This window comes from Streptomyces sp. NPDC058701 (genome assembly GCF_042715295.1).
Taxonomy (GTDB): Bacteria; Actinomycetota; Actinomycetes; order Streptomycetales; family Streptomycetaceae; genus Streptomyces.
The window spans coordinates 92,192-112,143 of record NZ_JBHXSY010000019.1; the positions used below are offsets into that span (position 1 = coordinate 92,192).

Sequence of the window (19,952 nt, forward strand, 5' to 3'; positions counted from 1 at the left end):
CCTCAAGAAGAAACGAACTGGTGGGCGCACAGGGCTTGTCAGTGCAATTTCACATTACTATGTTACAGCTCACACCGCGGCAGATTAATCCCCGTCAAACGCCGCGTGACGCAGGGCAGTTCTCACGCATTTCGCGACGCACCACCGCGCCACGTCCCCCACCTCCCCTCCCCACAGGAGTTCTTGGTGTTCCAGCACAGAGCTGTGCGCACGTCCCTCCTCTCCGCCGCCGTGGCGGTCACCCTCCTCGCCACGGCCGGCCAGGCCGTGACCCAGGCCGCCGACCGGACGGTCCCGACCGCCGCGGGCGCCCCGGTGTCCGGCACGTTCTCCTCCGGGGCTCCCGCGACCGCGGCGCCGAACCCGTTCGACGAGGTGGAGCGCTTCGCCGACGCCCGGGCCGACACCCCGGCGCCCGCACCGGCCCCGGGCGGCACGGCGCTCTCCGGCCAGGTCCCGGGCGCCGCCACCCCCGCGCCCGCCGCGTCCGAGCGGACCGAGAAGAGCCGCCGGGCGACCGCGCAGGCGGCGCCCACGACGCGCGGCCTCGCCGTCGCCGTCCCCTGCACCCTCGACGGGATCACGAACCTCGGCCCCGAGCAGTTCGCCGACTTCCTCGGCGACCAGGCCGTCCTCGCCGACGGCTGCCTGCGCGGCCTCATCTGGACGTGGGACGCCCGCCTCGCGCCCGTCATGTCCGATGCGCACGTCCAGGCCGTCTCCCGGCGGATATCCAGCCTGTCCGCCGCCCACGACGGCTCCAACTCCTCACACCTGGAGGAGATGTTCACCTACCTGCACGCCGTCGCCTACCACGACTACTCGCGCGGCGAGATCGACGTCACCGACGCGCCGACCGTCGACGCGATGCGCCGGGCGATCGCCGACTTCGGCAACGCCGCCCGCACCTTCGACGTCACCCGCAGCAACGCCAACACCCTGCGCGAGGCCCTCTACGCCGCCAGCGCGCCGGGCCTGCGCCAGCACCAGCTGGGCCTGATCAAGAAGGTCCTCGCCACCATGGACCCGGCCCACCCGGCCACCCACCTCGACGCCGGCTGGGCGGGCGCCGCACTGGCCGCCCTCTCCGTCAACTACCTGGGCGTCTACCCGGGCAACCAGGACGCGGCCTTCCAGGCGGCCGCCGCCGCCGACCCCGGCTACCGGGCCGCCTTCAAGGCCTTCGCCGGCTACGTCCACCTCAAGGGCACCGCCAACGCCTGGGTGGTGCGCGACGCGATCAGCGAGTACGGGCGCTTCGGCGAGATCCCGGCCCTGCGGGCCCAGATCACCGCCGACCTGGGCGCCATGCTGGAGCCCGTCCGGACGGCCTTCGGCAACGGCAGCCAGCCCTGGGCCAAGGTCGTCTCCTGGCTCAACTACTTCCAGGCCTGCAAGCCGTACGGCGTGTGCAAGGAGGACATCGAGCGGCAGATCTTCCCGTACACCTACGCGTACGACAACGGCGCCATCAAGGTGCGCACCGGTCTGGACCGGGCCACCGTGGACCAGCTCTACTACGCGAGCGAGCAGGTCAAGGCCCAGTACCACCGCGTCCTCGGCACCGACCAGCCGCTGGCCGGCGACCCCAACACCACGCTGAACATCGTGCTGTACGGCTCGCGCGCCGACTACGAGAACTACCACCCGATCCTGACGGGCTACGACACCAACAACGGCGGCATCTACATCGAGAACGGCGCCACGTTCTACACCTACCAGCGCCGCGTCCCACAGGACTCCTCCCTCACCCTCGAGGAGCTCTTCCGCCACGAGTACACGCACTACCTCAACGGCCGCTACGCGGTGCCCGGCTTCTTCGGCGAGGGCCCCTGGTACGAGGGTGACCGGACGACCGCCATGGACGAGGGCACGGCCGAGTTCTTCGACGGGGCCACCCGCGACAACGGCATCGCCGTCCGCAAGTCCCTGGTCAAGAGCATCATGAGCGACACGGCCGGCGGCGGCCCGCGGATGACGGTGGAGCAGCTGCTGAACGCCACCTACGACGGTGACGGGTTCCGCTTCTACAGCTACGCGGGCACCTTCTTCGAGTTCCTGTGGGCCCAGAAGCCCTCGCAGCTGCGCGAGATGTACACCCACCTGCGCAACAACGACGTCGCCGCGTACGACGCCTGGCGCCACCGCATGGGCGCCGACACCTACCTCCAGCGCGACTACGACCGCTTCCTCGACGCGCAGATCGCCAAGGTCGACCAGCTCTTCGTGCCGAACACCACCTTCACGCCGAACGGTCAGCTGCGCGACGCGGCGCTCGCCTCCGTGAAGTCCTCGTTCGCCACGGCGACCTACAACACCCCGGACTGCGTGGAGAACGGCGAGGCCGGCAAGCGCCGGTTCACCTGTACCGGCCGGATCACCGCGAACCTGAAGAACTGGCGCAGTGACGACCAGAACTTCAAGGACATGTCCGAGACGGTCGACTACTTCATCCTCGACCGGGCCGGAGCGGCCTCCAACAACCTCGCCGACATGAACTGCTCCTTCGGGCCGGTCGAGATCTGGACCAACAAGGTCGCCGGATCGTCCCCGTACAGCTGTGAGGGCCCCCTCCGCGGCTGATCCTCCACGGCCGCCGCACACCGGACCGGTCCCGCGCCCCCACCGGGCGCGGGGCCACCCGGCCGGTCTGGGCAGCCCCAAAAGAATGTGACATATTACTGCCGTGCTCAAGAGACACTCCCTGGACGCCGTCGTCATCGGCGCCGGCGTCGTCGGAGCGGCCTGCGCCTACTACGCGGCCCGCGCCGGCCTCTCCGTGGCCGTGGTCGACCGGGGCCCCGTCGCGGGCGGCACCACCGGCGCGGGCGAGGGCAACCTGCTCGTCTCCGACAAGGAGGCCGGACCCGAGCTCGACCTCGCCCTCCTGTCCGCCGGGCTCTGGGGCGACCTGGCCTCCGAACTCCCGGCCCCCGTCGAGTACGAGGCCAAGGGCGGACTGGTCGTCGCCCCCGACGAGCGGGCCCTGAAGGCGCTCCGCGCCTTCGCCGAGGGGCAGCGCGCCGCCGGGGTCACCGCCCTCGACGTGGACGCCGGCGCCCTGCGCGAGCTGGAGCCGCACCTGGCCCCCGGCCTCGCGGGCGGGTTCCACTACCCGCAGGACGCCCAGGTCCAGCCCGCCCAGGCGGCCGCCCGCCTGCTGGCCGCCTCGGGGGCGGAGCTCCACCTCGGCGAGGAGGTCACCGCGGTCCTGCGGGACGCCTCGGGCGCGGTCCGGGGCGTCCGCACGGCCCGGCGCGAGCTCGCCGCCCCCGCCGTGGTCAACGCCGCGGGAACCTGGGGCGGGCACGTCGCCGCCCTCGCCGGGACGGGCCTGCCCGTACTCCCGCGCCGCGGCTTCGTCCTGGTGACGGAACCGCTGCCGCGGGTGGTCCGGCACAAGGTGTACGCCGCCGACTACATCGCGGACGTCGCCAGCGGCTCGGCGGCCCTGCAGTCCTCGGCGGTGGTCGAGGGCACCCCGTCGGGCCCGGTGCTGATCGGCGCCACCCGCGAACGGGTCGGCTTCGACCGCACCCTCTCCACCGAGGCGCTGCGCCGCCTCGCCGCCCAGGCGGCGGCCCTGTTCCCCGTACTGACGGACGTCCGGGTGCTGCGCGCCTACCACGGCTTCCGCCCCTACCTCCCCGACCACCTCCCGGCGATCGGCCCGGACCCCCGCGTCCCCGGCCTGCTGCACGCCTGTGGCCACGAGGGCGCCGGCATCGGCCTGGCGCCCGGCACCGGCGCGCTGGTCACCGCCGCCCTGACGGGCGCCGAACCCCCGCTGCCCTGGGAGCCGTTCCGGCCAGACCGCTTCGACCAGGCCCCGCCGCCGCCCCGCCCCCCGAGGAGGACCCCCTGATGCGCAGCCCCCGTTCACTGGTCGGCGGCGCCCCGGCCGCTGAGCACACCCTCCGCTTCGACGGCCGTGAACTCCCGGCGCAGTCCGGCCAGTCCATCGCCGCCGTGCTGTGGGCCGCCGGCATCCTCGCCTGGCGGGCCACCCGTCAGGGCGGAGCCCCGCGCGGCGCGTTCTGCGGCATCGGGTCCTGCTACGACTGCCTCGTCGTCGTCAACGGCCGCCCCAACCAGCGCGCCTGCCTCGTCCCGGCCCGCCCCGGGGACGACGTCACCACCCAGGAGGGCACCGGACATGCCGACCTCGCCGTCTGAGCCCGCCGGAGCGGGCGGTGCCCCGGGGGCCGCCGACGCCGACGCCGCTCCCGCCGTCTCCGCCGCCCCCACCCCCGCCCTCTCCGCCGCCCCGGTCTCCACCGCCCCCGTCGACCTCGCCGTCGTCGGCGCGGGTCCCGCCGGCCTGGCCGCAGCCGTCACCGCCGCCGGGCTCGGCCTGCGCGTCGCCCTCCTCGACGCGGGGGAGCGGCCGGGCGGCCAGTTCTACCGCCATCCCGCCCCCGGGCTCGGCGCCGCCCGTCCCGGGGCCCTGCACCACGGCTGGGCCGCGTTCACCGCCCGTGAAGCCGCCCTGCGCGCCCACGCGTCGGCCGGCCGGATCGCCCACCTCCCCGAACACCACGTCTGGACGGTGGTCCCGGATGGCGACGGCTGGCTCCTGCACGCGGTCGTCGGCCACGGCCCCGGGGAGCGCGCCGCGGACGTCCCGGCGCGGGCCGTCCTGATCGCCACCGGCGCCCACGAGCGCCAGCTGCCCTTCCCCGGCTGGACCCTCCCGGGGGTGGTCGGGGCCGGCGGGGCGCAGGCCATGCTCAAGGCCGGGCTCGTCCTGCCGGGCCGCCGCGTCGTCGTCGCCGGCAGCGGGCCGCTGCTGCTCGCCGTGGCCGGGTCCCTCGCCGCCGCCGGGGCCGAGGTCCCGGCCGTGGTGGAGGCCGCCGCGTACACCGGGTACGCCCGGCGGGCCGGCACCCTGCTGCGCAACCCCCGCAAGCTCGCCGAGGGCGCCGGGTACGGAGGCGCCCTGCTGCGCCACCGCGTCCGTCTCCTCGGGCGGTCCGCCGTCACCGAGGTCCACGGCGCCGACCGGGTCGAGGCGGTCACGGTGGCCCGCCTCGACCGGGACTGGCGGCCGCTGCCGGGCACCGGCCGCCGGATCGCCTGCGACGCGCTCGCGGTGGGCCACGGGCTGGTGCCCCAGCTGGAGCTGGCCACCGGTCTGGGGTGCGCCACCCGCCGCACCGCCGACGGGGCCGTCGCCCTGCGCCTGGACGCCGCCCAGCGCACGTCCGTGCCCGGCATCTGGTCCGCGGGCGAGACCGGCGGCATCGGCGGCGCCGACCTCGCCCTGACCGAGGGGGAGATCGCCGCCCACGCGATCGCCGGACGCCCGGTCCCCGCCGACCTGGTCCGCCGCCGCGCACGGCTGCGGGCCTTCGCGGACGCCATGGGCGCCGCCCACCGGCCCGGCGCCGGCTGGACCGGCTGGCTGCGCGACGACACGCCCGTGTGCCGCTGCGAGGAGGTGCCGGCCGGGCTGGTGCGCGAGGCCGTCCGCGACCTCGGCGCGCGGGACGCCCGTACGGCCAAGCTCCTCACCCGGGCGGGCATGGGCTGGTGCCAGGGCCGGATGTGCGGCCCGGCGGTCGCCGCCCTCGCCGGGGAGGAGCCGGCCGCCGACCGGCGCCCGCTGTCCTGCCCGGTCACGCTGGGCCGGCTCGCCGAGCTCCGCCCGCCCGCACCGACGTCCCGCGTGCCGCCCTCCGCCGAGGGGCCCGGCGCCCCGCAGCCGCCCGCCTAGGGCGTGACTTAGAAGGAGCGGCGGGCCCCCGAAGGCCAGGCGGGACGTCCCAAGCACGCCCTGGCGCTGATCCTGATCGTCCCGGCCCTTGTGGCCGCCTCACACCCTTTAGTAAAATGTCACACACCACACGAGGGAGTCACCCCATGAACCACGCGCCCACCCCCGCGCCCCGCAGCGACGCCCGCACCCGCCCCTGGCACGGCATCATGGTCGCCACCGCGCTTCCCCTGCGCGAGGACCTCAGCGTCGACCACGACGCCTACGCCGAACACGTCGCCTGGCTCATCGCCAACGGCTGCGACGGCGTGGTCCCCAACGGATCCCTCGGCGAGTACCAGACCCTGACCGACGAGGAGCGGGCCCGCGTCGTCCGCACCGCCGTCGAGGCCGCCGGCGACGGACGCCGGGTCATGCCCGGCGTCGCCGCCTACGGCAGCGCCGAAGCCCGCCGCTGGGCCGACCAGGCCGCCGAGGCCGGCGCCGGCTCCGTCCTCCTCCTGCCCCCGAACGCCTTCCGGGCCGACGAGGAAGCCGTCCGCGCCCACTACGCCGACGTGGCCGCGGCCGGGCTGCCCGTCGTCGCGTACAACAACCCCGTCGACACCAAGGTGGACCTGACCCCGGCCCTCCTCGCCCGCCTCCACGCCGACGGATCGATCGTCGCCGTCAAGGAGTTCAGCGGGGACGTGCGCCGCGCCTACGAGATCGCCGAACTCGCCCCCGGCCTGGACCTGCTGATCGGCGCCGACGACGTCCTCCTCGAACTCGCCCTCGCCGGCGCGGTCGGCTGGATCGCCGGCTACCCGAACGCCCTGCCGCAGTCCTGCGCCACCCTCTACCGCGCGGCCGTCGCCGGCGACCTCACCACCGCGCTGCCGCTCTACAAGTCCCTGCACTCCCTGCTCCGCTGGGACTCCAAGACCGAGTTCGTCCAGGCCATCAAGCTCTCCATGGACCTGGCCGGCCGCCCCGGCGGCGCCACCCGCCCGCCCCGCTTCCCGCTCACGGGCGAGACCGAGGCCGCCGTCCGCGCCGCCACCGAGAAGGCCCTCGCCGAGGGTCTCAACTAGCCGTCCGGGGGGATCCCATGCGTACGCGCCACATCTACCACGCGGTGGACTCGCACACCGAAGGCATGCCGACCCGGGTCGTCACCGGGGGAGTCGGGGTGATCCCCGGCGCCACCATGGCCGAGAAGCGGCTCCACTTCATCGAGCACTCGGACCACATCCGCACCCTGCTGATGTACGAGCCGCGCGGCCACTCCGCGATGAGCGGCGCCGTCCTGCAGCCCCCCACCCGCCCGGACGCCGACTTCGGGGTCCTCTACATCGAGGTGTCCGGCCTGCTGCCCATGTGCGGGCACGGCACCATCGGGGTCGCCACCGTCCTCGTCGAGACCGGCATGGTGCCCGTCGTCGAGCCGGTCACCACCGTCCGGCTGGACACCCCGGCCGGGCTGGTCAGCGTCGACGTCCGCGTCGAGGACGGCGCGGCCACCGCCGTCACCCTCACCAACGTCCCCTCCTTCAGCGCCGGCCTCGGCCTGAAGGCCGACGTCCCCGGGTACGGCACCGTCACCTACGACCTCGCCTACGGCGGCAACTTCTACGCCTTCGTCGAACTGGACGACCTGGGGCTGCCGTTCGACCGCGCCCGCAAGGACGACCTCCTCGCCGCCGGCCTCGCCGTCATGGACGCGGTCAACGCCTCCGACGACCGGCCCGTCCACCCCGAGGATCCCGCCATCGCGGGCCTCAAGCACGTCTACCTCGCCGCCCCGGGGTCCGACGCCCGCCGCTCCCGCCACGCCATGGCCATCCACCCCGGCTGGTTCGACCGCTCGCCCTGCGGTACGGGGACCAGCGCGCGCATGGCCCAGCTGCACGCCCGCGGACTCCTGGCGCTGGACACGGACTTCGCCAACGAGTCGTTCATCGGCACAGAGTTCACCGGCCGGCTGATCGGGGAGACCACCGTCGGCGGCGTGCCGGCCGTCGTCCCCACCGTCACCGGACGGGCCTGGATCACCGGCACCGCCCAGTACTTCCTCGACCCGGCCGACCCCTTCCCCGGAGGATTCCTCCTGTGACCGTCCCCCCGGTGCGGACCACCGACTACCACGCCGCCGGCGAGCCCTTCCGGATCGTCGACCTCACCCGTGACCCGGTCGTGGCCGTGCCCGGCGACACCGTCGCCGAGCGCTGCGCCACCGCCATCGGCCCCGGGGGGTCCGCGACCGCGCCGCGCCGGGGGCCGCTGGACGACGTCCGCCGCCTGCTCGCGCGGGAGCCGCGCGGGCACGCGGGGATGTACGGCGGGTTCGTCGTGCCGCCCGACGACGACGGCGCCCACTTCGGCGTCCTGTTCTGGCACAAGGACGGCTACTCCACCGCCTGCGGCCACGGCACCATGGCGCTCGGGGCCTGGGCCGTGGACACCGGCCGGGTCGCCGCCCCCGACGACGGCGACGCCCAGGTGCGCATCGACGTGCCGTCCGGGCGGGTCACCGCCACCGTGCACCGGGGCGGCGGCCGCACCACCGGGATCACCTTCCGCAACGTCCCGGCGCGGGTCGGCGCCCGCAAGGTCCCCGTCGCCACCTCGGCCGGCGTCGCCGAGGTGGACCTCGCGCACGCGGGGGCCTGCTACGCCTCCGTCGCCGCCCGGGACCTCGGCCTGGAGGTCTCGCGCGAGGCGCTGCCCGCCCTGGTCCGGGCCGGCCGGGAGATCCGGGCCGCGCTGGCCGGCCACCCCGCCACCTGGCACCCGGGCGGAGCGCTGCTCTCCGGCGTGTACGGGGTGATCCTCCACGAGGAGATGCCCGACACGCCCTTCGGGCCGCACCAGCGCAACGCCACCGTCTTCGCCGACGGACAGGTCGACCGTTCGCCCTGCGGCTCCGGCACCTCGGCCCGGCTCGCGCTGCTGGCGCAGGACGGGCGACTCGGTCCGGGGGAGGACCTGCTCCACGAGTCGGTCACCGGAACCGTGTTCACCGGCCGGATGCTGCCGGGCTCCGTCACCGAGGTCACCGGGACCGCCTACCGGACCGGGGAGCACACCTTCCTGAGCGACCCGTACGACCCCCTCGGCACCGGCTTCGCGCTGTGAACGGGCCCGGGGGGACGGGGCTCCCGCAGTTCGGCGCCGAAGAGACGGCCCGGCTGATCACCCCGGCCGACGCGATCGGGGCGCTGGCCGCGGCCCTGCGGGACGGACCGGACCCGGAGGACTGCCCGCAGCGCACCGCGGTCGCCGTGCCCGGCGGGGAGCTGCTGCTGATGCCGGCGGCGACCGCCGCGTACGCGGGGGTCAAGGTCGCCGGGGTCGCGCCCGGGAACCCGGCCCGCGGGCTGCCCCGGATCACCGGCTCCTACCTGCTGCTGGACGGCCCCACCCTGCGGCCGCTGGCCCTGTTCGACGGCGCGGCCCTGACCGCGCTGCGCACCCCGGCGGTCTCGGCCCTCGCCGTGCGCCACCTCGCCCCCGCCGGACGGCCGCTGCGGCTGGTGCTCTTCGGCTCGGGGCCGCAGGCGTACGGGCACCTGGACGCGCTGCTCGCCGTACGGGAGGTGGCCGGTGTGGTGGTCGTGGCCCGCGATCCGGCGGGCGCGCGGAAGCTCGCCGCCCACGCCCGCTCCCTCGGCACGCCCGCCCGGACGGGCGTGCCCGGTGACGTGGCCGGCGCCGATCTGGTCGTGTGCTGCACCTCGTCCCGCGCACCGCTCTTCGACGGGAGCCTGGTCGGTCCGGGCGCCACCGTCGTCGCCGTCGGCTCGCACGAGCCGACGGCCCGGGAGACGGACACCGGTCTCGTGCGGAGGTCGGCCGTGTACGTCGAATCCCGGGCGGCGGCCCTGCGGGAGGCGGGGGACCTGCTGATCCCGGAGGCGGAGGGCGCCATCGGGCCCGGCCACATCACCGGTACCCTCGGCGACCTGGTCGCCGGGCGGCTGCCGGGCGGGCGCGCACCTGGTTGTCCACAGCTCTTCAAGAGCGTGGGCATGGCCTGGGAGGATCTTGCCGTGGCGGTCGCCTTGTTCCAGGCCGCCGGGGCGAACAGCGCAACGTGACATTGTACGCTGTTCCTCTGCGATGTTCCGGAGGAAATGCAATGGGTGACCTGAAGCAGCACAGTCTCATCAAGGCCCAGGAACGGCTCCGCGACCAGGTCGGCCACGCCCTCCGAGCAGCCCTGATAGCGGGTGAACTGCGCCCCGGGAGCGTCTACTCCGCCCCGGGCCTCGCGGCCGAGCTCGGCGTCTCGGCCACCCCGGTGCGCGAGGCCATGCTCGACCTGGCCCGCGAGGGACTGGTCGAGCCGGTCCGCAACAAGGGCTTCCGCATCACCGAGGTCAGCGAGCGCGACCTCGACCAGTACACCGAACTGCGCACGATGATCGAGGTGCCGACCATCGGCCGGATCACGAAGATCGCCACCGCCGAACAGCTGGAGGCGCTGCGGCCCATCGCCGAGGAGATCGTCACCAGCGCGCGCGAGCACAACCTCATCGGGTACCTGGAGGCCGACCGCCGCTTCCACCTCACCCTGCTCGGCCTCGCGGGCAACGACCGGCTGGTCGAGACGGTGGGCGATCTGCGCAAGCGCTCGCGCCTGTACGGGCTCACGGGCCTCGACGAGGCCGGCAAGCTGGTGTCCTCGGCGCAGGAGCACATCGAGCTGCTCGACCTGATGCTCACCGGCGACGCGGAAGCGGCCGAGGCCTGCATGGTCCGCCACCTCGGCCACGTCCGCTCGCTCTGGGCCCAGGGCCGCGACGAACCGGTCGGCCGCGTCCCGGGCCGCCTCGGCTCGGGGATCTAGGGACACCCGGCACCGGGCGCCCGAGGGCCGAAGGGCCCGGGACGCGGACGGAAGGCCGGGCCGGACGGAAGGTCAGGCGCCGGGCCTGATCAGGACCTTGCCCCGAAGATGGCCGTTCTCGCTGCGGCGCTGCGCGTCGGCGGCTTCCTCCAAGGGGAAGACCGCGTCGATCGGGATCCGGACCCGGCCCGCCTCGACGAGCGGCAGTACCTCGGTGACGGCCTCCGCGAGCGAGCCGGCCTCGCCGGAGAACCGCACGCCGTGCTCGGCCGCGCCGGCCGGGTCGACGAGGGTGACGACCCGGTCCGGGCCGCCGGCGAGCGCGACGGAGCCGGGCAGTTCGCCGCGGCCGGAACAGTCGAGCACGGCGTCGACGCCCTGCGGGGCCATGGCGCGGACCCGGTCGAACAGGCCGTCGCCGTACAGGACCGGGCTGACGCCGATCTCGCGGAGGAAGGCGTGGTTCCGTACGGCGGCCGTGCCGATCACCGTGGCGCCCCGGGCCCGGGCGATCTGTCCGGCGAGCAGGCCGACGCCGCCCGCCGCGGCGTGGATCAGCAGGGTCTGCCCTTCCCGGACGTCGAGCAGGCGCAGGGTGCGGTAGGCCGTCTCGGTCGCCACGGGCAGGGCGGCGGCCTCCTCGAAGCCGAGCCAGTCGGGCTTGGCGACGAGGTCGCGGGCGGCGGCGAGGTCGTACTCCGCGGCGGCGCCGCGGTCGGCGGAGCCGCCGAAGACCGCCTGGCCGGGGCGCCACTGGTGTACGCCGGGACCGACCGCGTCCACGGTGCCGGAGAGCTCCATGCCGGTGCCCGTCGGCGCGGCGAGGGGCTCGCCGCCGCTGAAGTAGCCCCGGCGGACCTTCCAGTCGAAGCCGTTGACCCCGGCCGCCGCGACCTTGACGCGGACCTGGCCCGCTCCGGGCTCGGGCAGCGGCACCTCCTCCAGGCGCAGGACGTCGGCGTCGCCGTACTCGCTGAAACGGATGGCCTTCGGCATCGGGGAACTCCAGGGGGGTGGTGGTCGGGGGCCGGTGCGGGATACAGGGTGCGGGACGGGCCCCGTCCGGCGGACGCGCCGCCGCGCGCCGCGCGCACGGATGCCCCTGAACGGCGCTCGCCGCCGCGCCGGATGCGAGGCCACCGCGGATGCGCCGCCGCCCCGGATGCGAGGCCGCCCCGGATGCGCGGCCGCTCCGGATCCGGCTCAGGGCCCCGGTTTCCCACGTTCCGTCAGCGCGGGTTCGGACACGGCTGGATAACGGCGGCGCCCACCCCTTGTCAGTGCAATTTCACATTACTATGTTACCGGTCACATCGTAGAGCGCGGCCCTTCACTGGAGTGACCCATGACCAAGCGCACCCAACTCGCCCTCGCCACCGCCGTGGTGGCCGCACTCGCACTCGGCGCCTCGGGCTGCTCCGACACCGGCAAGAAGGGCTCCGCCGGCGCGGGCGCCGCCAATCCGGCCGCCGCGAACGACGGGAAGGTGCTCGGCGGCACCCCGGTCAAGGGCGGCACGCTCACCGTCCTGTCCAACCAGGACTTCGCCCACCTCGACCCCGCCCGCAACTGGGTCATGCCGGCCATGGACTTCGGCACCCGCCTGCTCTACCGCACGCTCGTCACCTTCAAGGCCGAGCCCGGCAAGGCCGGGAGCGAGCTGGTCCCCGACCTCGCCACCGACCTCGGCACCCCCTCCAACGGCGGCCGCACCTGGACCTTCACCCTCAAGGAGGGCGTGAAGTACGAGGACGGCTCGCCGGTCAGGGCCCAAGACGTCAAGTACAACGTCGAGCGCTCCTTCGCCCCCGACCTCACCGGCGGCCCCGACTACGCCGCCCAGTACCTGGCCGGCACCGAGGGCTACAAGGGCCCCCTCCAGGGCCGGCACCTCGACTCCGTGAAGACCCCCGACGACCGGACGATCGTCTTCGAACTGAAGCGCCCCGTGGCCGAGTTCTCCGCGACCGCCACCCTCCCGACCTTCGCCCCCGTCCCCCAGTCCCAGGAGAAGGGCACCCAGTACGACGCCCGCCCGTTCTCCTCCGGCCCGTACAAGATCGAGTCGTACGACCGCGACAAGAAGCTGGTCCTGGTCCGCAACGAGCACTGGGACGCCGCCACCGACACCGTGCGCAAGGCCTACCCGGACCGGTTCGTCGTCGTCATGGGCCTCAAGGGCGGCCAGATCGACGACCGGATCATCGCCGGCGAGGGCGCCGACGCCTCCACCGTCCAGTACGCCGACATGCGTCCCGAGAGCGCCCCCAAGGTCCTCCCCAAGGCGGACGTCAAGGCGCGGCTGCTCGCCGAGTCGCAGGGCTGTACCGAGATGCTCCACCTGAACAACTCCCGGGCCCCGTTCGACGACCCCAAGGTCCGCGAGGCCGTGCAGTACGCCGTCGACAAGGAGGCCGTGGTCACCGCGGGCGGCGGCCCGGCCCTCAACGAGGTCGCCACCGCCTACCTCCCCCCGGCGCTGTCCGGCGGCCGGCAGGCCGACACCCTGAAGATCGCCCCGGCCGGCGACCCGGACAAGGCGAGGGAACTCCTCAAGGCCGCGGGCAAGGAGAAGCTGAAGGTCTCCCTGTCCGTCTCCACCGGAGACAAGGGCAAGGCGGAGGCCCTCCAGCAGGGCCTGTCCCGCGCCGGCATCGAGGTCGTCGTCGACACCGTCGACCCAGGCGCCTACTACGACGTCATCGGCGACCTGTCCACCACGCCCGACATGACGCTCAGCGGCTGGTGTCCCGACTACCCCTCCGGATCCACCTGGATCCCCTTCGTCTTCGACGGACGCACCGTCAAGGACAAGGGCAACCAGGGCAACTACAGCCAGTTCCGCGACGACGCGACGATGAAGCGGATCGACGAGATCAACGCCATGGCCGACGCCCGGCAGGCCAACCAGGCCTGGATCGACCTCGACGCGGAGCTCATGAAGAAGTCCCCGTCCGTCCCGCTCATCCTGGAGCGCAAGCCGCTGCTCGTCGGCCCCAACATCGCGGGCGCCTTCGGCCACCCCGTGTGGACCGGCACCATCGACTACGCCGTCGTCGGCCTCAAGGACCCCGCCAAGGGCCAGGGCTGAGGCCGGACGAGCAGCCCCCCACCCCGCGATGACCACCACCGCACCCGCCGCCGGCACACCGGAGGCGAAGGAGGTCCCGCCGGGCAGCAGCCCCTGGCAGCTCGCCCGGCGGGAACTCCGCCGCCGTCCCGCCGTCCGCGTCAGCCTCTGCGTCGTCCTCCTCTTCGTCCTCATGGCCGCCACCGCCCCCTGGCTGGGCGCGCTCGGCGGCTGGTCCCCCGAGGAGTTCGACAAGACCGCCGTCGACCCCTACCTCGGAGGACAGCCGCTGGGCTCCTTCGGCGGGATCAGCGCCGAGCACTGGCTCGGCGTCGAACCCGTCACCGGTCGCGACCTGTTCGCCCGTGTGGTCCACGGCGCCCAGGTCTCCCTCCTCATCGCCTTCGCCGCCACCGCCATCGTGGTGGTCACCGGCACCGCCGCCGGAATCGCCGCCGGCTACTTCGCCGGCCGGACCGACGCGGTCCTGTCCCGGCTCATGGACCTGACCATGTCGTTCCCCTCGCTGATCTTCATGATCGCGATGCTGTCCGTCGCCAAGGACGTCAACCGGATCGTGCTCATGACCGCCGTCATCGGCGTCTTCGGCTGGCCCGGCGTCGCCCGCGTCGTCCGCGGCCAGACCCTCTCCCTCAAGCACCGCGAGTACGTCGACGCCGCCCGCGTGGGCGGCGCCGGTTCCTGGCGCATCCTGACCCGCGACATCCTGCCGGGCGTCTCCGGCCCGGTCATCGCCTACACCACCCTGCTCGTCCCCGGCATGATCAGCACCGAGGCGGCCCTCAGCTACCTCGGCGTGGGCGTCCGCCCGCCCACCCCCTCCTGGGGCCAGATGATCGCCGAGTCCGTGGCCTTCTACGAGACCGACCCCATGTACTTCGTCATCCCCAGCGTCTTCCTCTTCCTCGCCGTGCTCGCCTTCACCCTGCTCGGCGACGCCCTGCGCGACATCCTCGACCCGAGGGGCGGCCGCACGTGATCCTCTACCTCGCCCGCCGGCTCCTCGCCCTCGCCGGCGTGCTCCTCGCCATCGCCGCCGTCACCTTCCTGATCTTCTACGTCCTGCCCTCCGACCCGGCCGCCGCCGCCTGCGGCAAGACCTGCAGCGCCGAGCGGCTGGCCGACGTACGGGCGTACCTCGGCCTCGACCAGCCGATGTGGCGCCAGTTCGCCGACTTCCTGACCGGCATCTTCACCGGGCGCACCCTCGGCACCGGACCGTACGCGGTGGACTGCGACTTCCCCTGCCTGGGCTACTCGTACGAGAACTCCCTGCCCGTCTGGGACCTGCTGATGGACCGGCTCCCCGTCTCCGCGTCCCTCGCCCTCGGCGCCGCCGTCCTGTGGCTCGTCCTCGGCCTCGGCGCCGGGGTCACCGCCGCCCTGCGCAAGGACACCGCCACCGACAAGGTCCTGATGGTCGGCGCGGTCGCCGCCGCCTCGCTGCCCGTCTACTTCACCTCCGTCCTGCTCATCCACGGCGTCATCCGCCTCGCCGGACTGCTGCCCTACCCCACCTACCGGGCGTTCACCGACGGCCCCCTGCCCTGGGCCGCCAACCTGCTGCTGCCCTGGACGGCGCTCGCCCTGCTGTACGCCGCCATGTACGCCCGCCAGAGCCGCGGTTCGATGATCGAGGCCATGGCCGAGCCGTACATCCGCACCGCCCGCGCCAAGGGGATGCCCGAGCGCACCGTCGTCGTCAAACACGGACTGCGCTCCGGGATGACCCCCGTCCTCACCATCTTCGGCATGGACCTCGGCGGGCTCCTCGCCGGAGCCGTCATCACCGAGTCCATCTTCGGACTCCCCGGCGTCGGGCGGCTGTTCTACGGCGCGCTGGTCAGCTCCGACCAGCCGGTCGTCCTCGGGGTCACCCTGCTCGCCGCGTTCTTCATCGTCGTCGCGAACCTCGCGGTCGACCTCCTGTACGCCGTCATCGACCCGAGGGTGAGGTACTGATGGCCGCCGCCGCGACCACGCCCCTGCTCCGCGTGCGCGACCTGCGCGTCACGTTCACCACCCCGCGCGGCCCCGTACGGGCCGTCGACTCCATCGGGTTCACCGTCGAGGCCGGACGCACCCTCGGGATCGTCGGCGAGTCCGGCTCGGGCAAGTCCGTCACCTCCCTCGCGCTGCTGGGACTGCACCGGGGCGGCGCCGAGGTCACCGGTTCCGTCGCCCTCGCCGGACGGGAGCTGACCGGCCTCTCCGAACGGCAGCTCTCCGCCGTCCGGGGCCGCCGCATCGCGATGATCTTCCAGGACCCGCTGTCCGGCCTGCACCCCTACTACACCGTCGGCGAACAGATCGCGGAACACTACCGGGTGCACTTCAAGGCCCGGCGGGCCGCCGCCCGCGCCCGCGCCGTCGACATGCTCGGCGAGGTCGGCATCCCGGAACCCGCCCGCCGGGCCGGGGAGTACCCGCACCAGTTCTCCGGCGGCATGCGGCAGCGCGCGATGATCGCCATGGCCCTGGCCTGCGAGCCCGACCTGCTGATCGCCGACGAGCCGACCACCGCCCTCGACGTCACCGTCCAGGCCCAGATCCTGGAGCTGATCGCCCGGCTCCAGCAGGAGCGGGGGCTCGGCGTGGTGATGATCACCCATGACCTGGGCGTCGTCGCCCGCGTGGCCCACGAGGTCCTCGTCATGTATGGCGGCCGCGCCGCCGAACAGGCCCCGGTGGACGAGCTGTTCGCCGACCCCGCACACCCCTACACCCGCGGCCTGCTCGACTCCCTGCCCCGGCTCGACGACGCCGACGACGGACCCCTGCCCTTCATCCCCGGATCCCCGCCGTCCCTGCTCGCCCCGGCTCCCGGCTGCGCCTTCGCCCCGCGCTGCGGCCGCGCCGCCGCGCGCTGCACCGACGTACGGCCGGAGCTCGAACCGTACGGGGACGGCCGGTCGCGGACCGCGGCCTGCCACTTCGCCGGGGCCCGGACCGCCGAGGAGGCACCCCGATGACCGGTACCGCCGCCGCCACCGCCGCCGGCCCGCCCGGGGACACCGGCGCCCCGCCGCTGCTGTCCGTCCGCGACCTCACCATGACCTTCCCCGGGAAGCGGTCCGTGACCGGGCGCCGGGGGGCGCCCGTGCGCGCCGTGGACGGGGTCTCCTTCGACCTGATGCCCGGCCGCACCCTCGGTCTGGTCGGGGAGTCGGGCTGCGGGAAGTCCACCACGGGCCGGATGCTCGTACGGCTGCTGCAGCCCACCTCGGGCACCGTCGCCTTCGAGGGCCGCGACATCAGCCGGCTCTCCCAGGGGGCCCTGCGGCCGCTGCGCCGGAACGTCCAGATGGTCTTCCAGGACCCCCACTCGTCCCTCAACCCCCGCCAGACGGTCGCCCGGATCATCTCCGACCCGCTGCTGGTCCAGGGCTGGAGCGCCGCAGACGCCCGCCGCAGGGCCGCCGAGCTCATGGAGCTCGTCGGGCTCATCCCCGAGCAGATCGACCGCTATCCGCACGAGTTCTCCGGAGGCCAGGCCCAGCGCATCGGCATCGCCCGCTCGCTGTCCACCAGCCCGCGGCTGATCGTCGCCGACGAGCCGGTGTCCGCCCTCGACGTGTCCGTGCAGGCCCAGATCGTGAACCTGATGGAGCGGCTGCGCGCCGAGCTCGGGCTCGCGTACGTCTTCATCGCGCACGACCTGTCGGTGGTCAAGCGGGTCAGCGACCGCGTCGCCGTCATGTACCTCGGCCGGATCGTCGAGATAGGGGACCGCGCCTCCCTCTACGGGACCCCGCAGCACCCGTACACGCGGGCACTGCTGTCCGCCGTCCCGCTGCCCGACCCGGCGGCGGAACGGCGGCGGGAGCGGATCGTGCTGCTCGGCGACCCGCCGAGCCCGGCCGCCCCGCCCCCGGGCTGCACCTTCCACCCCCGCTGCCCCAAGGCGCGGGACATCTGCCGCACCGAACGGCCGGTGTTGCAGCTCGCCGCCTCCCGGGAGGTGGCCTGTCACTTCCCGGGTGACTGACGGGGATCACGGGAAGAGGCGGGGCCCCGGAGCCGATGGCGTCTCCGGGGCCCCGCCGCACCCTCCGCCCGGTGGCTCGGTGCCTCAGCCCAGCACCTCGCGGAAGAACTCCAGCTCCAGCGCCATCACCTTCTCCCGCGTCCCGCCCGGCGTCATGTGGGTGACCCCCGGCAGCGCCAGCAGGCGGTGCGGGCGGCCCGCGTCCGTCAGGGCCCGGGACAGGCGCAGCGTGTGGGACGGGTGCACGTTGTCGTCGGCCAGGCCCGTGGTCAGCAGCAGCGGCCGGGTCAGCTTCGGGGCGTCGGGGATCAGCGAATCCCGCTCGTAGACCCCGGGCTCCTCCTGCGGCAGACCGAGGTACCGCTCGGTGTACGCGGTGTCGTAGTGCCGGAAGTCCGTCGGCGCGGCCCCGGCCGACGCCGCGTGGAACACGTCCGGGCGGCGCAGCACCGCCAGCGCGGCCAGGTAACCGCCGTAGGACCAGCCGCGCACCCCGACGCGGCCGAGGTCGAGGTCGGGGTGCCGGGCCCCGAGCGCGTGGAGGGCCGCGACCTGGTCCTCCAGGGTGACCTCGGAGAAGCCGCGGTACACGGCGTGCGTGAAGGCGGGCGAGACGTACGGGGTTCCGCGGTTGTCGACGGTCACCACCGCGAAGCCCTGGTCGGCCCACCACTGCTTGGCCTGCCAGCGGCGCGGCTCGGCGCTGACGTCCTGGTAGCCGGGACCGCCGTACGCGTCCACCAGCACCGGCAGCCGCCGCCCGGGCACGTGGCCGCGGGGCAGCACCAGGGCGGTCGGAACCCCGTGCTCGGTGACCCGCTCCAGCACCGGAACCACCCGGTACGGCAGCGGCTGCGACAGGTCGGCGGGGGTGAACTCCCGCCCGTCGGGGGTGCGCACGGTCCGCCGGATCCCGTCGGCGTCGGCGCGGGTCAGCAGCAGCGTGCCGGCGTCGGCGAGCACGCTGTTGACCCCGGGCCCGTCGGCGAGCGGGGTCGCCGCTCCGGTCTCCGGGTCGAGCAGCAGGACCTGCTGTCCGGAGGGGTCGCGCAGGCCGACCTCGACCAGCAGCCGTCCCCCGTGGACGCCCGCCGCGCGGCGGACCTGGATCCCGTCCCCCGTGAGCGGGACGCCGTCGACGGCGAGGCCGCGCGCCGCCCCGCCCGGGGTGTCGGCGGCGGTCAGCATCCGCCCGTCGGGCAGCCGGGCCGGGGTTCCGGGGACCATCGGGTCGACCCACCGCGGGTGTTCGGTGCGCGACAGTTCCCGGGTGCGGCCGGTGGCCGGGTCGGCGGAGAGCAGCAGGACGGTCCGCTGGAGCCGGTCCTGGACGGTCAGCAGGATCTCGCCGGCGGCCGTCTCGCCGGCGTGCCAGCCCGCGTCGGAGACGTACGGGTACGCCTCGGCGTCCCAGTCGACGCGGACCCGGGTGCCCGAGGGGCCGAGCACCCACAGCTGGACGTCCGCGTTGGGGCCGCCGGCCTCCGGGTACGCGAAGTCCTCGGCCGGGAGTTCGGGGTGGGCGGGGTCGGTGAACCAGCGCCGCTGGAGGGCGGATTCGTCGACGCGGGCGGCGAGCAGCGTCTGCCCGTCGGGGGACCACCAGTGTCCGCGGGAGCGGCCCAGTTCCTCGGCGGCGGCGAACTCGGCCACGCCCCACCGGGCTCCGTCGTCGGGGCTTATCCGTCCGCCCGGGGTGACGTGGAGGGCGTCCCCGGTGACGTACGCGGTGCGGGAACCGTCCGCGTTGGGACGGGGGTCGAAGGCGGGTCCCGCGGTGGGGAGCTCCTCGGGCGGGCGGCCCGGGCCGGCCGCCTCGGCGGCGCCGGCGGTATCGGCGGTGACCCGGTGGAGCCGCCCGTGGAGTGCGAAGACGGCGCTGCGTCCGTCGCCGGAGAGGGCGTACGAGCCGATGCCGGCGGCGACGAGCCTGATCCGCTCGCGCAGTCTGCGCTCGGCGAGGGGAAGGGCGTAGCGGCGGTCGTCCGGGAGGCCGTCGGGCACGGGCCCGGACCTCGCGCCGACTCGGGAGCCCGGCCCGGGTGGAGGGCACAGCTGCCGCGGGTCGGCGAGCCGGGTCTCGGCTCCGGTGGCGGTGTCGAGCACCCAGAGGCTGTCCGAGGCGTCGGCCGGGCCGGTGGAGCGGAGGAACCAGAGCAGCCGGCCGTCGTCCCCGAACGCGAACGCGCGCGGGGCGCCGTAGGTGAAGCGGGCCGTGTCGGCGGAGAGCCGGAGGAAGTCGTCCATAACCGTAGTGTGACATGTGAAATATCACTGCCACTAGGCCGTTCGAGTGGTGACCCCCGGGGTGCGGGCTTAGCGTCGA

At 74.4% G+C, this 19,952-nt stretch carries 16 protein-coding genes; 14 read left to right on the forward strand and 2 right to left on the reverse strand.

The window, feature by feature from the left end; all coding sequences use genetic code 11:
- The first annotated feature begins 186 nt into the window (after positions 1-186).
- From ACFWW8_RS21520 to ACFWW8_RS21560, 9 genes are all read left to right on the forward strand, one after another.
- Positions 187-2,583, forward strand: a complete 2,397-nt coding sequence (locus tag ACFWW8_RS21520) for a collagenase (protein WP_386530538.1) — start codon at positions 187-189, stop codon at positions 2,581-2,583.
- A 103-nt stretch (positions 2,584-2,686) separates the two neighbouring features.
- Entirely contained in the window at positions 2,687-3,865 is a 1,179-nt protein-coding gene (locus ACFWW8_RS21525; protein ID WP_386530539.1) for an NAD(P)/FAD-dependent oxidoreductase, read from the forward strand.
- A complete protein-coding gene (locus ACFWW8_RS21530; protein WP_386530540.1) occupies positions 3,865-4,176 on the forward strand; it encodes a (2Fe-2S)-binding protein in 312 nt (103 codons plus the stop codon). The genes ACFWW8_RS21525 and ACFWW8_RS21530 overlap by 1 nt, the downstream gene beginning before the upstream one ends.
- Positions 4,157-5,716 carry an NAD(P)/FAD-dependent oxidoreductase gene (locus ACFWW8_RS21535; protein WP_386530541.1) on the forward strand — a complete coding sequence of 520 codons (1,560 nt, stop codon included), beginning with the start codon at positions 4,157-4,159 and terminating at the stop codon, positions 5,714-5,716. Before ACFWW8_RS21530 ends, ACFWW8_RS21535 begins: the two co-directional genes overlap by 20 nt.
- 146 nt (positions 5,717-5,862) lie before the next feature.
- Positions 5,863-6,789, forward strand: a complete 927-nt coding sequence (locus ACFWW8_RS21540) for a dihydrodipicolinate synthase family protein (RefSeq protein ID WP_386530542.1) — start codon at positions 5,863-5,865, stop codon at positions 6,787-6,789.
- Between the two features lie 17 nt (positions 6,790-6,806).
- Entirely contained in the window at positions 6,807-7,811 is a 1,005-nt protein-coding gene (locus ACFWW8_RS21545) for a proline racemase family protein (RefSeq protein ID WP_386530543.1), read from the forward strand.
- Complete coding sequence (locus ACFWW8_RS21550) at positions 7,799-8,833, forward strand: proline racemase family protein (protein WP_386530582.1); 1,035 nt, start codon at positions 7,799-7,801, stop codon at positions 8,831-8,833. Before ACFWW8_RS21545 ends, ACFWW8_RS21550 begins: the two co-directional genes overlap by 13 nt.
- Complete coding sequence (locus ACFWW8_RS21555; protein ID WP_386530544.1) at positions 8,830-9,795, forward strand: ornithine cyclodeaminase family protein; 966 nt, start codon at positions 8,830-8,832, stop codon at positions 9,793-9,795. Before ACFWW8_RS21550 ends, ACFWW8_RS21555 begins: the two co-directional genes overlap by 4 nt.
- 41 nt (positions 9,796-9,836) lie before the next feature.
- The gene (locus ACFWW8_RS21560; protein ID WP_386530545.1) at positions 9,837-10,547 is read left to right on the forward strand and encodes a GntR family transcriptional regulator; all 711 of its coding nucleotides are present in this window, start codon (positions 9,837-9,839) and stop codon (positions 10,545-10,547) included.
- Positions 10,548-10,619: 72 nt separating this feature from the next.
- On the opposite strand, the gene ACFWW8_RS21565 is transcribed toward ACFWW8_RS21560, so the two are convergent.
- Positions 10,620-11,543, reverse strand: coding sequence for an NADP-dependent oxidoreductase (locus ACFWW8_RS21565; RefSeq protein WP_386530546.1), 924 nt, complete (start codon positions 11,541-11,543; stop codon positions 10,620-10,622).
- A gap of 349 nt (positions 11,544-11,892) precedes the next feature.
- On the opposite strand from ACFWW8_RS21565, the gene ACFWW8_RS21570 reads away from it, so the two are divergent.
- From ACFWW8_RS21570 to ACFWW8_RS21590, 5 genes are read left to right on the forward strand one after another with little or no spacing between them, the layout of a single operon-like run.
- Positions 11,893-13,638 carry an ABC transporter substrate-binding protein gene (locus ACFWW8_RS21570; RefSeq protein ID WP_386530547.1) on the forward strand — a complete coding sequence of 582 codons (1,746 nt, stop codon included), beginning with the start codon at positions 11,893-11,895 and terminating at the stop codon, positions 13,636-13,638.
- 28 nt (positions 13,639-13,666) lie between these two features.
- Positions 13,667-14,617, forward strand: coding sequence for an ABC transporter permease (locus ACFWW8_RS21575; RefSeq protein WP_386530548.1), 951 nt, complete (start codon positions 13,667-13,669; stop codon positions 14,615-14,617).
- Entirely contained in the window at positions 14,614-15,600 is a 987-nt protein-coding gene (locus tag ACFWW8_RS21580; RefSeq protein ID WP_386530549.1) for an ABC transporter permease, read from the forward strand. Before ACFWW8_RS21575 ends, ACFWW8_RS21580 begins: the two co-directional genes overlap by 4 nt.
- Complete coding sequence (locus ACFWW8_RS21585; RefSeq protein WP_386530550.1) at positions 15,600-16,610, forward strand: ABC transporter ATP-binding protein; 1,011 nt, start codon at positions 15,600-15,602, stop codon at positions 16,608-16,610. The genes ACFWW8_RS21580 and ACFWW8_RS21585 overlap by 1 nt, the downstream gene beginning before the upstream one ends.
- Positions 16,607-17,626 carry an ABC transporter ATP-binding protein gene (locus ACFWW8_RS21590; protein ID WP_386530551.1) on the forward strand — a complete coding sequence of 340 codons (1,020 nt, stop codon included), beginning with the start codon at positions 16,607-16,609 and terminating at the stop codon, positions 17,624-17,626. The genes ACFWW8_RS21585 and ACFWW8_RS21590 overlap by 4 nt, the downstream gene beginning before the upstream one ends.
- Before the next feature lie 84 nt (positions 17,627-17,710).
- On the opposite strand, the gene ACFWW8_RS21595 is transcribed toward ACFWW8_RS21590, so the two are convergent.
- Entirely contained in the window at positions 17,711-19,873 is a 2,163-nt protein-coding gene (locus ACFWW8_RS21595) for a prolyl oligopeptidase family serine peptidase (protein ID WP_386530552.1), read from the reverse strand.
- Between the last annotated feature and the right edge of the window lie 79 nt (positions 19,874-19,952).